At 67.3% G+C, this 16,009-nt stretch carries 18 protein-coding genes and 1 pseudogene; 5 read left to right on the forward strand and 14 right to left on the reverse strand.

Annotated elements, in window-relative coordinates; genetic code table 11:
• The first annotated feature begins 274 nt into the window (after positions 1–274).
• From BMZ47_RS11600 to BMZ47_RS11610, 3 genes are all read left to right on the forward strand, one after another.
• Positions 275–517 carry a hypothetical protein gene (locus BMZ47_RS11600; protein ID WP_007563528.1) on the forward strand — a complete coding sequence of 81 codons (243 nt, stop codon included), beginning with the start codon at positions 275–277 and terminating at the stop codon, positions 515–517.
• 46 nt (positions 518–563) lie between these two features.
• The gene (locus BMZ47_RS11605) at positions 564–947 is read left to right on the forward strand and encodes a VOC family protein (protein ID WP_091862177.1); all 384 of its coding nucleotides are present in this window, start codon (positions 564–566) and stop codon (positions 945–947) included.
• Positions 948–1,175: 228 nt separating this feature from the next.
• Positions 1,176–1,856, forward strand: coding sequence for a DUF4142 domain-containing protein (locus tag BMZ47_RS11610; protein WP_091862180.1), 681 nt, complete (start codon positions 1,176–1,178; stop codon positions 1,854–1,856).
• Positions 1,857–2,197: 341 nt separating this feature from the next.
• On the opposite strand, the gene BMZ47_RS11615 is transcribed toward BMZ47_RS11610, so the two are convergent.
• Complete coding sequence (locus BMZ47_RS11615) at positions 2,198–2,428, reverse strand: hypothetical protein (protein WP_091862183.1); 231 nt, start codon at positions 2,426–2,428, stop codon at positions 2,198–2,200.
• Between the two features lie 458 nt (positions 2,429–2,886).
• Here BMZ47_RS11615 and BMZ47_RS11620 point away from each other — a divergent pair, with 458 nt between their 5' ends.
• Together BMZ47_RS11620 and BMZ47_RS11625 are read left to right on the forward strand one after the other, a co-directional pair.
• Positions 2,887–3,252, forward strand: a complete 366-nt coding sequence (locus BMZ47_RS11620) for a c-type cytochrome (RefSeq protein ID WP_091862185.1) — start codon at positions 2,887–2,889, stop codon at positions 3,250–3,252.
• A gap of 363 nt (positions 3,253–3,615) precedes the next feature.
• Entirely contained in the window at positions 3,616–3,867 is a 252-nt protein-coding gene (locus BMZ47_RS11625; RefSeq protein ID WP_081496991.1) for a hypothetical protein, read from the forward strand.
• Positions 3,868–3,980: 113 nt separating this feature from the next.
• On the opposite strand, the gene BMZ47_RS28545 is transcribed toward BMZ47_RS11625, so the two are convergent.
• The 13 genes and pseudogenes from BMZ47_RS28545 to BMZ47_RS11680 form a co-directional block, all read right to left on the reverse strand.
• A complete protein-coding gene (locus tag BMZ47_RS28545) occupies positions 3,981–4,124 on the reverse strand; it encodes a hypothetical protein (protein ID WP_167369035.1) in 144 nt (47 codons plus the stop codon).
• A gap of 77 nt (positions 4,125–4,201) precedes the next feature.
• Positions 4,202–4,435: a hypothetical protein gene (locus BMZ47_RS11630; protein WP_244536800.1), complete on the reverse strand. Its 234-nt coding sequence runs from the start codon at positions 4,433–4,435 to the stop codon at positions 4,202–4,204.
• 565 nt (positions 4,436–5,000) lie between these two features.
• Entirely contained in the window at positions 5,001–5,960 is a 960-nt protein-coding gene (locus BMZ47_RS11635; protein ID WP_091862192.1) for a helix-turn-helix domain-containing protein, read from the reverse strand.
• 425 nt (positions 5,961–6,385) lie between these two features.
• Positions 6,386–6,550 (reverse strand): hypothetical protein, encoded by a 165-nt coding sequence (locus tag BMZ47_RS28550; RefSeq protein WP_163006132.1) that lies wholly within the window; start codon positions 6,548–6,550, stop codon positions 6,386–6,388.
• A gap of 89 nt (positions 6,551–6,639) precedes the next feature.
• Positions 6,640–6,915 carry a hypothetical protein gene (locus BMZ47_RS11640; protein WP_091862195.1) on the reverse strand — a complete coding sequence of 92 codons (276 nt, stop codon included), beginning with the start codon at positions 6,913–6,915 and terminating at the stop codon, positions 6,640–6,642.
• A 1,077-nt stretch (positions 6,916–7,992) separates the two neighbouring features.
• Complete coding sequence (locus BMZ47_RS28950; RefSeq protein ID WP_091862198.1) at positions 7,993–8,274, reverse strand: hypothetical protein; 282 nt, start codon at positions 8,272–8,274, stop codon at positions 7,993–7,995.
• A 651-nt stretch (positions 8,275–8,925) separates the two neighbouring features.
• Positions 8,926–9,654 carry a winged helix-turn-helix domain-containing protein gene (locus BMZ47_RS11650; protein ID WP_091862201.1) on the reverse strand — a complete coding sequence of 243 codons (729 nt, stop codon included), beginning with the start codon at positions 9,652–9,654 and terminating at the stop codon, positions 8,926–8,928.
• A 151-nt stretch (positions 9,655–9,805) separates the two neighbouring features.
• Positions 9,806–10,099 carry a hypothetical protein gene (locus tag BMZ47_RS11655; RefSeq protein WP_091862204.1) on the reverse strand — a complete coding sequence of 98 codons (294 nt, stop codon included), beginning with the start codon at positions 10,097–10,099 and terminating at the stop codon, positions 9,806–9,808.
• A 145-nt stretch (positions 10,100–10,244) separates the two neighbouring features.
• Complete coding sequence (locus tag BMZ47_RS11660; protein ID WP_091862207.1) at positions 10,245–12,011, reverse strand: CHASE2 domain-containing protein; 1,767 nt, start codon at positions 12,009–12,011, stop codon at positions 10,245–10,247.
• Positions 12,012–12,127: 116 nt separating this feature from the next.
• On the reverse strand, positions 12,128–12,622 hold the full coding sequence (locus tag BMZ47_RS11665) for a FecR domain-containing protein (RefSeq protein ID WP_244536801.1): 495 nt from the start codon (positions 12,620–12,622) through the stop codon (positions 12,128–12,130).
• A 49-nt stretch (positions 12,623–12,671) separates the two neighbouring features.
• Positions 12,672–13,352, reverse strand: a complete 681-nt coding sequence (locus BMZ47_RS11670; RefSeq protein WP_050733737.1) for a Crp/Fnr family transcriptional regulator — start codon at positions 13,350–13,352, stop codon at positions 12,672–12,674.
• A 377-nt stretch (positions 13,353–13,729) separates the two neighbouring features.
• The gene (locus BMZ47_RS11675; RefSeq protein ID WP_244536802.1) at positions 13,730–14,596 is read right to left on the reverse strand and encodes a proline iminopeptidase-family hydrolase; all 867 of its coding nucleotides are present in this window, start codon (positions 14,594–14,596) and stop codon (positions 13,730–13,732) included.
• Positions 14,597–14,991: 395 nt separating this feature from the next.
• Positions 14,992–15,895, reverse strand: a pseudogene (locus tag BMZ47_RS11680) (IS5 family transposase).
• Between the last annotated feature and the right edge of the window lie 114 nt (positions 15,896–16,009).

The raw sequence follows: 16,009 nt of genomic DNA on the forward strand, positions 1-16,009 counted from the left end.
GCGCGTCGCTCGGCGGCCTTGTTCTGGTCCTGTCGGCGCAGCCGCACCACGCGCGAGATCCCGATCCGGCCGTGCGGAGAGGGCTGCCGGTCAACCCATCGCCGACAGCCAGGTCTGAGACAAACGCCCGATCCAGGGGCCGGACCGACGCGATCCGGTCCCCCCGCGCAACCCGGATGCAAACCGGTCCACGCGCCTGCCCCAAAAGCCGGATGGATAAAATGCCCGCCCGGTTCGTTAGCGCGTGGACGAACGTCTCCGGTCAGGGCCCAACATGCGCAAACTCACTCTCCTCCTCGGTTTCATCGCCGTCGCGTCGCCCGCTCTCGCGGCGCCGACCGCGACGCGCGGTAACGAGGATCTGCAAACCTATTGTGCGGGCGACGCCATCACGTTCTGTGCCGGCATCGACCCGAACAGCCCGCAAATGGACGCCTGCTTCAAGAAGAACATGAGCCAGATGTCCCCGAACTGCCGCCGCGCGATCGACGCCTACAAGAGCGGGGGCGGGAAGTAAAAATACGTCCTGCAGTCTCAATGACTTACGATAGCGGAGATCCTTTGTGTTCAGCCACGTAATGGTCGGCAGCAACGACATAGCCCGGTCGAAGGCGTTCTATGACGCGCTCTTCGCGGCGACGGGCGGCGCCCCTGGCGTCGAGGACGCGCGAGGACGCCTGGTCTACGCGCATCGGGGCGGACGCTTGCTCATCGGCAAGCCGATCGATGGAAAGGCTGCGGTCGGCGCGAACGGCGGCACCATCGGGTTCACCATGGACAGCCCGGAGGAGGCCAAGGCCTGGCACGATGCCGGCGTTGCCAATGGCGGGATCTCCATCGAAGACCCGCCGGGCGAGCGCAGCGGCGCGTCGGGTCCGATCTACCTCGCTTACCTTCGCGACCCTGACGGCAACAAGCTCTGTGCCCTGCATCGGATCGCCGGCTGACATCCGACCGTCTGGACGGGTGCCGACTTCCCCCGCCGACCCGGGATTGGTCCGGGCGGCGGGACCGACGCGATGAGGAGGCTGCCCAGCCGGATGGACCGCGTGTCACGTGGCGGTTTGTCTCATCGGCCGGGCGGGAAACGAAGGTCGAGCCGCTCGGTTCGCGGGATGGCACCCAAGCGACGTTGGACGCCTCGGTGCACCGCTCACGACCCGGAGCTATCCAGGATGCACCGTCGCGAAATCCTCACCACGATGCTGGGCGCTACCGCTGCCCTCGCGATCACCCGCACCGCCATCGCCCAGGTCACCCCAGCCGGCGCGATCCCGTCGGGCGTCTATCTTCAGATGGCCACGACCGGCGGGATGTTCCTGGAGAATACCGCCCGCGACGCGCACGAGAAGACCAGAAACCCGGCGGTCAAGAAGTTCTCCCGCGCCGAGGTGATCGAGCAGGTCAACCTCTCCCGCAAGCTCGGGGCCTATACGGGCGGCGTCGCCCCGTCCGCGGCCGCTCCCGCCGGCCCGGGCGGCCTGATCGGCGGCCTCGTCGCGGCCCCGGTCGCCGTGGCAGGAGCTGCGGTCGGCACGGCCGTCGGCGTGGCGGGTGGCGTCACCGGTGGCCTGCTCGGAGTTGCACCGCCGCCCGGCGGGATGACGACGGACACGCAGAAGGCGCAGATTCTCGCCCAGCTCAGCGCGATGCAGCCGGGCCCGCAATACGATGCTACGTTCGTGGCGCAGGCGCTGCAGGGCCATCAGGAGGCGATCACCATCCACGGGTCCTACGCCCAGTCCGGCGAGGATTCGGGCCTGCGCCGCATCGCCCGAGGGGCGCTGCCGTTGATCAACCTCCACATCGCGCAGCTGTCGCAGATGCAGGCCAGGATGGGCGGTCAGCCGGGCTGACGGACCAGAGATCCGGGTCCGGTCCCGCCTTTTGATCGCAGGCCTCCGGCCACCGGCTCGGCTGTTAAAAGGGGCGGGCCCGGTCCATGAGCCTCTCGGCGTCGTCCCGACGAAGGGCGGAAGCCGAGAGCGCCGGCAGGCGCCGGAACCACGCGAGGAGCCCCCGGATGCGCTCGAAGACGGCGGGAATCCTGTCCAGAAGGCAGGGATACGCGTCCGGTCGACCGCCGGACCCGTCAGCCGGTCCCGAGCCTCAGCCGCTACCGACTGCAGTCATCCGGCCGTGGGGCAGAGCGGGGACATGCGATCCTGCGCAGCGCTCTTGCGCCGGATGACGCGGATCAGCCGTTGCGGCGCCCGTCCCTCGCAGCGTCGCGACGCTGATCCTGCATCGCCCGGCACTGCACAAACTCGGGCGTTCCGGGCTCGGCGCCGTAGCCCCGGCAGATCGATTCGTCCTTCGCCGCGATATCCGCGTCGCTCATGAAGAGTTCGCCGCGTCCCGGGCGGTTGGCCGAGTTGCAGGCGGACAGGACGGCGGACACCGCCAGAAGAAGGACGACGCGTTTCATGATGCTCCTCACGTCGGATGAGCACCATGCCACCGCGCCGTTGTCGATGACGCGGCCGCAACACACGCAGTCAGCTTGGCCCAAGCAGCACCGGCTGCCCTGTCAACGCGAAATCCGGTCAAGAAAGACTTAAAGGCCATTTGGTCCCTCGGCTCAGCAAACCGATCCGAATGCTCCTGAGTCGGGGTCGTGACCTGAAGTCCGGCCGTGGTGCTGCGGGGCATGACCGACCGCAAACGTCACACCGCGAGGTCGGCACGGCGAGCGGGCGCGTTCAACGGGCCGGCGGCGGTGTTCCGGTCTGCGGATGCGACTGTGGCAAGCCGAGCTGCAGCTTCGGCCCAGCTTCGCGCGCCGGTTGAGAGAGGGGCCGGAATAAGCCGTTATCGAGAACGTCAACCTCTGGCTGCGCCAAGCTTCGCCTCGCCATCAACCTCGCTTGGCCTATGAGGAAATTCATGCGTTCAACCGTTTTCGGCGCCGTCGTCGCGTTCCTGATCCCGGTCTCAGCACTGGCCCAGGAGGCCGGTGATGCGGCGGCCGGCGAGAAGGCGTTCGCCCCTTGCAAGGCGTGCCACAACTTCCAGAAGAATGGTGTTGGCCCGGACTTGAAGGGCGTCGTCGGGCGCAAGGCCGGCACCCACGAAGGCTACAATTTCTCCGCCGCCCTCAAGAATTCTGGCATCACCTGGGACGAGGCCAACCTCCACGAATGGCTGAAGAACCCGAAGGCGAAGGTGCCGGGCAACAAAATGATCTTCCAGGGCATCGCGGACGACAAGAAGATCAACGACGTGATCGCCTACCTCAAGACGCAGTCCTAAACGGGCCGCGTTCCTGAGAGCTGCGAGCACATGAACCGGTTCCGACAGCATTGATCTTAGACCCGCCCGGCATCGCTGGCGCGGGTCTTCGTTGCGCATCGGGCAATCGAACGACGATATTAGACCGACGTTTTGAGGATCGAATTGTCTTGCTGCAACCCGTTTTGCGGGTCGAAGACGGTCGCCGGCGCAGCGGACTCGGCGTCGATTTCCTCGGTCCCCGCCGGCCCCGCCAGGCGGGGCGTTTCGTGACTTGGTCCGCCTCGACCGACAAGCTCAGGAATAGGAGGCGGCGGCGGAGACGATGCGGATACCATGCTTCTGCCGCGGGTTATCCAGGATCGACTGAACTGGAGATCCGCCGTGAAGAAGCTCCTCCTTGGTGCGTGCGCCCTAGCCCTGTCATCCTTCGTTGTGACGCAGACGACCACTCCCGCCGACGCGCGCTCACGTCACATGAAATCGGCCAAACGGACCGGCATCCCGATCACGAACAACACCGGCGGACGCGGTTCATCTGGTTCTGCTGCGGGTGGTAATGCCGGCCAGCCCTCCCGTGGGTCGCGCTCGATCGGCGGCAGCGGCGGTGGTGCCGGCAACGGCGGCGGCGGCTGATCTCGATACGGCGAGGCGCTGACCGCGAGCCGCCGGGACGGGCCGGCCCAGGAGGGGCCTGCCGATCCGGAAGTTCGTCGCGGCATGCGGCTGAAGCCCCGCCGCCTCGGCCGTCAGGCCGGCAGGATATGGAGCATCCCGCCGATCGCGCCGAACAGGCCCATGCCGATCAGCCCCGCGGCGATGTAGATCCGCATGCGGCTTCGATCCGCGGACAGGCGGCGGGTTTCTTCGAGGTAGTCAGACCAATCGACCACGGAGCCCCGTCGGGTTGCACCAGTTGAAGGGCGCGTCCCCTATGCCCCTGCCATGACGGTGCGGTGACCTCGGCAGTTCATCGCGCCAGATGCTGATCGCGTTGGGCATCCTTGCGCCGGTCCTTCCTCCGGCGGGTGACCGGGATCGGCGTCCCGCCCTCTCCGGCGGCACCCTCGGTCGGCGTGACATCACGGAGGCGCTGCGCTGGGCCTGCATTGCCGTCCACGGCCTGCGTCAGGGCATAGAAGGCCGCCCGCGCGATGTCCGTCTCGGATGCCTCGGGGTGCTTCTCGCGGACGGACGCGAGCAATTCCTTTCGTTTGATCCCCGGCGCAACCAGCCCGCGACGCCATCATCATTCCTTCCGTCGCGGGACGATGGCCCAGCTTGCCTGCATCGCAGGCCTCAATTCGCAGCCCCTGCCGAGAGGAGCGACACGGCCTGCTCGAAGCATGAAGGCGTCGTCTCATCCATATTACAATTGCATGACACGGCCACACCTTGGGCTTATCGGCCCTCGCGCCTTGTTCGCTCGAGGATCAACCCATATTCAGCCGACGTTCCTTCCCGAGACCGGAACCAACTCAGGGCGCGCCTTGCGGATAGGCGCGCCTTTTTCGTCCCGCCACCAGCAGGCGCTTGCTCCGTCGATCCCCGGGCTCGCCCAACCCCATTGCAGCTCGCAGCTCTTGAGCGGCCGGCACCCGGAGTTACGCCTCCCGCGGCCTGCACGCGCATCTGCCGTCCTCGACGAAGCCAAGACCGAGCACGCGAGCCACCCGCAGGACGGCGGATTGCGCGCCGCACCGCACCCGGCGGGCAGCCCGGAGGGCGCTGAGCGTGAGACCGCCACTCCGGGGCAGCGGTCGGGCAGATTACGGTGCGCCCAGGAGGGCCGCCTGGCGATACGCGCGGGGCGCCAACCCGTGGCGCTCCTTGAACCGGCGGGAGAAATGGGCCTGGTTGGCGAAGCCGCATCCATAGGCCAGGGTGCCGATCGGCACATGTACGAAGCCGCGATCGGATAAGCGATTGGCTGCGGCCGCGAGCCTGCGGTCCCAGATCCAATCCGAGATGTGCTGGCCGCGCTCGTGAAACAGCTCCTGCAAACGGCGCAGCGAAACGCCCATTGCGACGGCGAGTTGCGGGGGATCGAGGCTCGGGTCGCCCAGATGCGCCTCGACATAGGCCTTGGCGCGCTGGACGACGAGCGTGCCGTGGACGGGCCGGGGCGCCTCGTGGGCGAGCCGCTCGGCCAGGCAGGCCACGATCAGATCGATACCGATCTCCGACATACGGATGGCTGTATCCGGGGCGAGCTGACGACGGATCTTGATCAGATCGAGGAAGAACGTCCGCGCCAGGGACAGCGCCCCGACATCCGCCCCGACGGTCATGCTCGTAAACAGCCGAGCCGACCCGAGCACGCTTTCGAGCCGCTCGCGGGGAAGCTCCAGATACAGCGACTGATGGCCGGCGCTGGTTGTGAGAACACCCGGTCGGTGGTCGAGCACGACGAGATCGCCGGCGCGCTGCACCGAGGACCGATCATCCTGAAGGCTCGTCAGGACACCGGCGAGCTGGAAGGTCACGATCAGGGTCCCATCCTGACCTCTACGCTGAATCATGTCGCGCGATGTATTTGCGCGCACGGCGCCTTGCGTAAGGCGGGTCAGATCAAGGGACCCCACAGTCGCAGTCTCGATCGTGGCCTGGAACGGCACATCATCGAGCCGCTCCAACTCGATCGGTAGGCTGCGGTCAGATAGCGTTTCGCGCCAGATCTTGAAACTGTTCTCCCTATGCATTCCTTCCGTCGAAAACAGTGTCTGCATCGTTCTTGTCTGGCACGGCATCAGCAGATCGGGGTTTTAAAAACCCCGTTGCGATGACGGCGTCAAGTATCCGCACCGAATCCCCAGGGCTTCCGCGCGGGACCGAGGGCGACGACTGACGACAAAAATGACCGATGCCCGAGGCAGGTGGGTTCCGCTCGGTGTTCATTGCGCGACGTATGAGCTGCAGGATTGAAGCCTTGTCGCAGCGGCACGAGGTCTTCCGCTTCGCCGGGGCCTGGACCGTGCCGGGGCAGACGGCGAACACAACGGGATCGCACTGTCGGCTCGCGGTGCAACGGCGCGCAACGGGCGCGATCGGACCGAGCAGGCCAGCGTCCGCCCGATTCCGCGTGGGGTTTCGGACCGGCCTGCCCCTGTCTTGCCCTACGCTCAGGCGTGTTTTCGCCCGATCGGGTCCAGCGCTACGGTTTGGGCTTCTGGCTCGGCGGAGCCGCCTGGTCGGTCTGCGGCTCCATCTTGGAGGAATCCGCCTTGGTGGGCGTGTTGTTCTCGGCCTTCTTGTCATCGCAGCCGGTCACGCCGATGGCGAGCAGGGCGATGAGGGCGAGGGGCTTGAGGGCGTTCATGGCGGTCTCCAACACGGTCCCGTGACGGGCGCAGAGAACGCCGGGTGGATCCGGACCGTTCCGGATGCGCTGCTCCGTGCGTAAGCCAGTCAGTGAAGCCGCGCCGCCGCGCTCAAGCCGATGCCGCGTGGCGCAAGGCCCAAGGCGATCCGCCGGCGCTCGGTCGGGCGGCAATGGTCGTCCCGGAACGCAAAGACGACCATGCCGGTGCGTTCGCAGATCACGCTCACGGATGTCGCACCGTTCCGGGTGTGCTGGCGAGGGTACTGCGCCAGGGCATGTGCGGTCGCGGCTTCGAGGCTGCGCGGCCAAAGCTTGGCGGCGACAACCCGGTGATCCTTCAAGAACTCAATCCTGTAGGCCACTGGCGTCCTCCATTTTTGATCACCATAGACCCATCGTCAGGCCGCGACATGCAGTCGAACCGCATATCTTCGCACCGACACATGCAGCCGGCACACCCCGCGCGCGCGGGGTTCGGATGGGCGACGCCGCCTGTTTCGCCGACAGCGGACCAATATTCAGATGATATCCCGCAATAATACTTGAATAATTTAGACGGATGGGCGCGTCTCAATATCTACGGCAGATTGTCGGTCATCGGACGCATATGAGTTCAAGCAGGGCCCGCGAACCCTCATCTCCCGAAGCAATACTTAGCGGTGGTCAACCGGGGCCGGTCGTCGCTCGTGACCGCGCCGGCAACACCGAAGCAGCTTGTCGCCACGAGACTATGCGGACTGAGATGGAGACCGAGGCGGCAGCACGCCACTCGATCGGCTGCCCGGCCAGACGCGGTCCGGGCTTATTCCGGATTGGCCATCGCGTCGGCCAAGTCGCAGGCCATCCTGGCGAGCGGTCAGAATGTGGATCTGGAGGCCCCAGGCCATCGCTCCAGGTCGCCGTCGGCCGGGGGCTCACCAAGCTGGCCGTCAGGCTGCGAGGCCTCTCAGGATCACGCCGACCGCGACGAACGCCCCTGCCGAGTAGGCGACCGTGAAGGCGAGGTCGAACATGATCTGCGGTCGCTCTTTACGAAGGCACGGCCGGCCGGGGCCGGTGCTCCGCCACAGGGACGGAACCAGACCGACAACCCAGAGCTGAACAATTAGTTTCTTGCACGCCTCTGGATTTAAGCCCCCGACGCAACCGCAGGACGATAAGAGCTCCAGGAGCGTCGTGCCGGTGTCGTGAATATCGGCCCGTCGCCCATAGCGATGGCGTGACCGCGGGAGCGAGCGAACCAAGCCCGCTTCATCCAGAGCTCGCCGACGGATCGAGTGCCCGCCCGTGCCGGCCCAGGCTTGGCTGCTCCCGATCGCGCGGCGGGCGATGCGGCGCCCGCGATGGCCGCGCTGTCGCGTGAGGCTTGGCCGCAGACCTTCATGAAGGACCGGTTCCGCCCCCCCTCGACGCGCCGCAATCGGCTTTGTCAGCCGTTCTCAGTACCCATATTCTCCACGCGCGGGACGCTGGGGCGCACCATATCCAGGGCCGCGCGGCTGGACGCGAGAGCCGTAATCGATCTCGCGTTGCGCCCGTCGATTGGCCAAGGCGCGCCCTGCCAGACACCCGGCAACGGCCCCGACGACGCCACGCTCGGCCAGGTAATGACCCGCGAGCCCGCCGATAATGGCACCCTTGATACAGCCCTTCGCCTCGGCCGAGCCAATGCCGACCAGTGTGATGAGCGCGACCGCTGCCGCTTTAGCTATGACCCGCACGATACCTCTCCTAACCTGTGCCGGACCAACAGCGCCGTTTGAAAGACGTTCCTCGGACGCGGAGCCGTTCCGTACCTCAGGCAGGGCTCAACGCTAGCCAGGCTGAGGCCGTGCTCAAGTCGGGCAGTCGGATGGGCGGAACGCAGCCGGGCTCAAATCCGCGCGGAGGGTTTGCGGCCATCAGCTCAAAATAGCTGTTGAAAAGCCAGCGATGCGCCTGCTGATATAAGGTGAACCAGGGCGCCGAATTGTCCCGTATAAACCGCGAGAGACCACCGGTTCCGACCACTTAGCCGAGGCCAGTGAACACCTTGTACAGGGCATACGCGCATTGGCCTGCGGCGACTGCCAACGCGTCAGGTGAAAAAGGCGTGCGTCCTATCGTCATCAGAACCGTTGGGCGGATACGGTTTGCGAACATGGTTCGTCACAGACTATCGGAGCATAAGTCTCACGCACGTCGATAACAAAATTGACGTTCCCGCTCCTGTGCGCTCCCGTTCCAACAGAGTTGGAGCGGGACCTATGAGCGGCAAGACGCAAAGTCCCGACACGTCGCGAGGCCTGGACCGCGACCTGCCCTTCGCATGGCCATCGACTGGACGGTGCCGTCTCGCTCGCGGCCACGGCCGGCTGAGCGAATATGCGATCTCAGCGCGCCGCACATTCGACGGGAACGGCGAAGACGTATCCGACGCCGCGCTCGGTCAGGATCACGGCGGGTTGGCTCGGTTCCGTCTCGATCTTCCGGCGTAGCCGCAGGATCTGCACGTCGATGCTGCGATCAAAGACGTCCTCGTGGATATGGGTTGCCTGCAGGAGGTACTCGCGGCTGAGCGGGCGCTGCGGCGCGTCGAGAAAGGCCGCGAGCAAGGCGTATTCCCCCTTGCTGAGGTCGACATCGACGCCGGCGGGATTGGTCAGGCGCCGCCGTCGCCGGTTGAGGACCCAACCCTCGAATCGTCGGCACGGCGCGTCGCGCGAACGATGCCGGGCGTGTCCCGCGGCGCGGCGGTGCACGACGCGCACACGGGCCAGGAATTCGCGCAGGCCGTAAGGTTTGACGAGGTAATCATCCGCGCCGAGCTCGAGACCGAGCACACGATCGAGCTCGTCACGGCGGTGCGCCGTCGTGAGGATGACGGGGATGTCGCTCCGCGCCCGCAATTCGCGCAACAGCTCCAGCCCGTTCTCCGATCCCGGCCGCAGGTTGAGCACCACGAGGTCGAACTCCGTGGGGTCGGCCAGCAGCGCTTGGGCCTGCAGCCGGGTCGCCGCCGGCATGACGGACACGCCATGCTCAGAGAAGTAGTCCGAGACGGTCCGCTGCACGTCCGCGTCATCGTCGAGCAGCAGGATGCGGATACCGGGTGCGGGCACGGCGCGTGCTCCTGTCGGCTCATGGGTGCGGAGACGTCTTCGGGAAGGGCGCGCTGCCGCTTGGGTCGGCCCCACGCCCTTCGGGGGACGGAAGCGCTTCGTCTTCCGTCCACCGGCTCGTCGAACCGCCCGGCGGTCCGTCAAGGTCGGTTCAGCGGCAGGCGCGGACGTAGCTTCCCCAGGCGGGGCTGAAGACCAGGCGACAGCCGCCGTAATAGGAGCTCCGGTAATAGCCGCCCGCGGGATACCCCCAGCCATAGCCGCCGAAGCGGTGATGGAAGCCGCCATGGAAGCCACCGTGATGGAAACCACCATGGTGCCCGAAACCGCCATAGCCGAACCCGCCGTGCCCGAAACCGCGGGCCTCGGCGCCTCCGGCCCCGCCGGCCAGGGCTGCCAGCGCAAGGCCGGCTAGAATCACAGTCTTGGTTGAAGTCTTCGTCATGGTGGATCTCCCTGTTGCAGTACAGGCACCATGCACCGGACGAAACCGGAGAACTGTGATCCGCATCACAGTTCCGGATCGAGGCCTCCGGTGAGAGCGGAAAGCCGGCCGGCACCCCCGGACATCGGCCATCCCGGTGCCGGGGCTACGAATGGGTCTCGCGCCGGTGCCGCAGCCACACCTCGAGGGTCTGGGTCCGCCCGCGGATCGACGTCGTCCGCCGCTCGAAGGTCCCCTGGGACAAGGCGAGGCCGGCCGCCTCCGTCAGCTCGGCGCTGAGCGCCAACCGGGCATTGGCCTGCGCGGCGACGGCGAGCAGGCGGCTCGCGACGTTGACCGTGTCGCCCGTGGCCGTGATGTGCTGGTTGGTGTCGCTGCCGAGCCGGGAGAGGATCACCGGCCCGTAATGCGCCCCGATGCGCACATCGAGGGCCGGTCCGGCCTCCGACAGAGCCGGATTGCGCGCGATCCAGAGCCGCGTGCGCGATATCAGGTCTTCGGCCGCTTCGACGGCGTTCGATGCCTGATCGGGATCCGGGTCGAGCGCGCCGAACAGGATCATGGCGCCGTCGCCCATGAAATTGACCACGAGGCCCCCGTGCCCCGTCACGGTCTCGTCGACGAGATCGTGGAACGCCTTGAGCATCCCGCGGGTGCGGACCGGGCCCAGATGCTCGCTGCGGCGGGTGAAGCCGGTGAGATCAACGAACAGAACCGGGATGTCCCGCGCGACCGGCTCCGCCAGGTAGGCCGGATCCAGGGCGAGCCGGTCGGCCAAGGCGGCGGGCTGGAGCCGCCGCAGGACCTCCTCGGACCGCGCCACCCGCGCACTCTGGCGACGCTCCAGCGTCTGGCGGCCGGCCGCACAGAGCAGGGTCGGAAGCCCGGCGGCGGCGAGCGGCAGGGCAGCACTCAGCCAGAGGCCGTGAGCGAACGCGAAGGCGCCCGCGATCAGCCACCCTGCGGTCAGGAGGAGCACGAGCATCATGCCCGGGCCCGGCGGCAGGAGCGCGATGAGCAGCGCGGCGCCGACGGACAGGACAAGGGCCGCCGCTGCATCGAGCCGGCGCACAGCCGCATCGCGGACGAGACCGTGCCCGGTCGTGAGATGGGCGATGCCGGTCGCGAGGAGTTCGACGCCGGGCATGACGGGGTCGAACGCCGTGACGAAGGTGTCGCCGCCTCCGAGTGCCGTGGCACCGATCACCACGATGCGATCGGCCAAGGCTGCGGCCGGCGCCGTGCCGTCGAGGAGGGACGCCGCGCTCACCGTGGCGATGGTGCGGCGCGGACCGTAGGGGCGCAGCGGAAGGTGATAGCCGAGGTCCAGGGGAATCGCGGCGGTCCCGATCTGGACGCGGCCCTTGGTCAGGACCGGATCGCTGCGGGCCGCCAGGGCCGCGGCACGCAGGACGAAGGCCGCCGACGCGCCCTCGCTCGTCCGCACGATCAGCGGAAGGTGGCGTGGAACGCCCGCAGCATCCTCGGTCACGTTGACGAGGCCCGAGGCAACCCTCTCGCCGATCTCCGGCGTCGGCCGGTGTACGGCGGTGGCGACCGGGATACCGTCCTCGCTCGCGCTGCCGTCGAAGACCGCCGCCGAAGCCAGGACGGCGCTCGTCTTGCCGAGAGCCGCGGCGAGCGCGCGATCCGCTTCCGGCTGGCGGCCCGCATCGAGGAAGAGCACGTCCACGGCGATCACCCGCGGGTTTGCGTCCGCGATCGTCTCGATGAGCCGCGCCATCGTGGCACGCGAAACCGGGAAGCCTCCTTCGCGCCGGACGGTTTCGTCATCGATCGCGACCACCGCGAGGTCGGCGGGTGGCGTGCGCGGACCCGCAAGGCGCAGGCGCAGGTCGGTGAGCGCCGATTCGACGCGATCGAGCGGCGTCGCGCGACCAGCAAGGTGCAAATGGCCGAGCCAGGCCCCCCATCCCAGCGCGCCAAGGAACGCGGCGCATACGAACCAGCGCTTGGTTCGGCGGAAACCTTGATCGGTCCTCGGGACGGGATTTCGGTCGGCGGCGCTCAACGCCCGAAACGCTCGAGCAAGCTCCTGACGCGCTCCTGCGGCCAGCGCCGCACCTCCAGGGCGTCGCGGCCGTCATCGACATCCACGCCCTCGCCCGGCCCCAGCGTGACGGAGATCTGGGGGGCGTCGCGCCGGGCCACGTCGACATGGCCCTGCTCGACGAAAACGGAGGTGCGCGCGCGGGTCACGTCGACGGCGTAGACCGTGCCCCGCACCGAGGCGATCGCATGCGGGGTGAGGATCTGAAAGCCTTCGCGGCGGACGCGGCGGCTCGCCGGGATGGTGACGAAGACCGCGTGGCCGCCGATCTCGGCCCCTTCGAGGTGCCCGTCGCCGTCCCGATCCACCGGCCGCAGGGTGCCCGCCGTCTCGGTTTCGAGCACCAAACCGTCGGCGCACCGCAGAACCCGCAGCGGTGGGTCGAAGCGCGTCGTCTCCGTACAGCGCGTCTGGGCGCCGACGGGGCCCGCGACGACGGTGAGGACGGCCACCACCGCAAGACGCGCTCCGGTTCTCATTCCATCAAACTCCCTGGCCAAGTCATGTCTGCGCCCGGTCCCCGAGCGCGACGAGACGCTGCGCAACCCGCACCGTGACACGCGAGCGGCCCAGATCGATGATGCCCGCCCCCCGCCAATCCTGAAGGATCCGGTTGACGCTCTCCCGGGCCGCGCCGACGAAGGCTGCCAGTTCCTGCTGCGTCACCGGGATCTCGGCACCGTAATCCTGCGACAGCATGATCAGACGCCGCGCCAGGCGCGCGTCGAGCGGCAGCAACGTCGCCTCCTCCATGCGGTCGCTCATCCAGCGCAGACGCTGGCACAGCAGGCCGATGATCTGCGCCGCCAGGGTCGCGTCGCGGGCCAGCAGCTTGAGGAAGTCCCGCCGCTCGACGACGAAGAGATCGGTCGGCTCGAGGGCCACCGCCTCCGCGGTCCGCAGATGGCCGTCCAGGAACGCGATCTCGCCGAAGACGTCGCCCGACCCCAGCAGGTTGAGCGTGACGGCACGCCCGGCGTCGGTGCCGGCCCCAATGCGAATTTGGCCGCGGCGTACCGCGTAGAGCGCGTCGCCCGGGTCGCCCTTCTGAAACAGGATCTCGTGCCGCGCGAGACTGCGCGTCGTGCAGAGGCCGGCGATGGTCTCGATGGCGTCCGAACCGAGTCCGGCGAAGAAGGCATTCGCTGTGAGCAGCCGGATGAGCGTGTGCGACGTGCTCACGACTTCGTCTCTCTGGCCCGCGAAGGCCGGCTTATGCGCGCTTCCTGGACCGGTCGGCAAGGCTTCCAATTCGCTTCTCTGGGCAGGAACCCGCACCAATACGCCGGGTGCCCCTATCATGGAGCGGCCAATACCCGACATCTCGGAGTCCGGGCGGCAGCATCTGCGTAGCGCGCCGACGACGCAAGGGCGCGCTCGGAGCGGCGCAGGCACAGGCGCGATCCGAACCTTCGACGCCGCGGACGTTCCCCGAACCACGGTTTCGGGAGCGGCGCGCCCCGTGCGACGGCGAGCCAGCACGGGGTCGCATGGAAGCCGGAGCTACGCCTGCGTCTGAGAAAATGATGACGGCCTCGTTCGGGGACGGGGATGCCCCTTCAGGATGGAAGTCGGCTCAGAAAGCCGAGCACGGCCTTGAAGTAGTTCGCTTGGTCGTCCCACATGGCGAGGTGACTGCCGGTGTCGCTCAGGAACAGCTCGGCATTCGGAATGAGCCGCGCCTCGCGGCGGGCACTCTCCGGATCCATCTCGTCGTACCGCGCGCCGATCACGAGCGTCGGCGTCGCGATCCGGTGCAGATCCGCCCACCGGTCCCACGCTTTCAGCTCACCCGTCGGCGTGAACTCGTTCGGTCCCTGCAACTGCCCGTAGATGTCCGTGTTGAGGCCGGAAAGGCTGCGCTGGACGGGGCTCGGCCACGGGTCGAGCCGGCAGATGTAGCGGCTGTAGAGTTCGCGCTGCACGAGGTCGGCGTACGCCTCGCTGTCGCCCAGCCCAGCCGCCTCCAACGCCGTAAGACGCATCCGCACGTCCTCCGGAAGCGTATCGCGCAGGTGACGCCAGTAGGCGCCGTAATCGGCGAAGCTGGCGCTCATATTGGACAGCACGAAGCCGCCCAGCCGCTCCGGGTGACGCAACGCGTATTCGATCCCCAGGATCGCACCCCAGCTGTGCCCGATCAGCACGAACCGTTCGAGGCCGAGCCCGGCACGCACGGTTTCCAGCTCGTCGAGGTATCGCGGCAGCGTCCACAGGCTCCGGTCATCCGGACGATCGGAGGCGCCGGTGCCGAGCTGGTCGTAGAAGTACAGCGCATAGCCCGCTTGCGGCAGGAAGCTGGCGAAGCACTGCATGTAGTCATGCGACAATCCCGGGCCGCCGTTGACGAGCAGAACCTTCTTTTCTCCGGAGCCGAGGCGCTGCGTCCAGACCTTGTTCCCGTTCGGGAGCACGATCCATGTCACAGCACCCGGATCATCGGTCGATACGGGCGCAGCCGATGCCGCCCTCGACCGCAGCATTGCACCCGCGCCGACGGCCGCTGACCCGAGTAATACGTGTCGCCTGTCCGGCTGCATCATGCTGTGACCCGATCGCAATGCCATAAAGCGTCGTCATCTGCCTGGACCCGATCCTCGAGAACAAGGTCGCCGAGTGTCCGCGAGGAACAGCGTGTCATCCTGAGTGCTGATGCCTCGACCGGCCGCGATGCATACCCACCGATCACCTTCGCGATTTCGAACCGACGCGGGCCTTCACGCTGATTTCCTTGAGCATTCCTGAACTGTAACATGACGGACGAGCATCAGATGCATGCATTACGTGACTGCTACAGAAACAGAAATTCTGGTTACAGCTGTCATCTATCGGGCAGATCCTGGGCCGGGGGAGGCCTCATGTCTAAGAGCACCCAGCAGGACCGCTCGATCTGATTGAGTGTGATGAAGTTGGCAGCAAGGCTGGTGACGGCCTGGTCGATGTCGGCGCGTCGCTCTTAGCGGTCTGGCAAGCGGCGGAAGCAATTGAACTAGGCGTGCGCTCCACCACCCACCGGTGACGGCCCAGGCTCGCGCTGCTGTCGATACCGCGGCGCGCGATGCGCGGCACAATCCCACGCGCCCGGCACTCGTGTCGGCGCGGTCGGGCGCCGTAGGCCTTGTCGGCGCGCAGCTTGTCGTACCGCCGTCGCGGCTGGCGCCGCCGACCGTTGCGCACGGGTGGGATGGCATCGAGGGCGGGGGCCATCATCGCGCTGTCGTGCTGGTTGGCCCGACTCAGGTGGACGCCGATGGTTCGACAGGCTCACCATGAGTGGCGCGCCACGGGCATCGGTGACGAGGTGGCGCTTCGTGCCCGCCTTGACCCGGCCGGTCGGGTTCGGACCGGTGGCAGAGCCCCTTTTTGGGCCGGACGGAGGCGCTGTCCAAGTTTGCCCCGCCGTCAGTCGATCTTAACCACCCCGTTCAGGCGCTCAAGGAGAACCGGATGCAGGTGGGCCCACACGTCGACCGCCTGCGAGTCGCGCAGACACCGCCAGCACCTCATCCCGCGGCCGCAGCCCATCTCCGCCGGTAGCACCTCCCATGGGATGCTTGAGCGCAGCGCGAACAGAATGCCGGTCAACGCGCGGCTCGGCTCTCGATCGGCCGACGGCCGCCTCTTGGACGTGGGCGCAGCGGCGGCAGAAGCGGCGCAATCTCGGTCCAGAGATCATCGGGCAGAAGCGGACAGCGGACGAGCCATCGCGACCAACGCCTGCTCAGACGATCCGTGCCCGTTCTGTTGGGCGCTCTGAGGCGACTTGGTGAATTCAGTTTACTTGTGCCGTGCCATTGACATGGGCCGACGGTCCCGCTCGGCACCAGTCACGATTTGTT

Source organism: Methylobacterium brachiatum (genome assembly GCF_900113845.1).
GTDB lineage: Bacteria > Pseudomonadota > Alphaproteobacteria > Rhizobiales > Beijerinckiaceae > Methylobacterium > Methylobacterium brachiatum.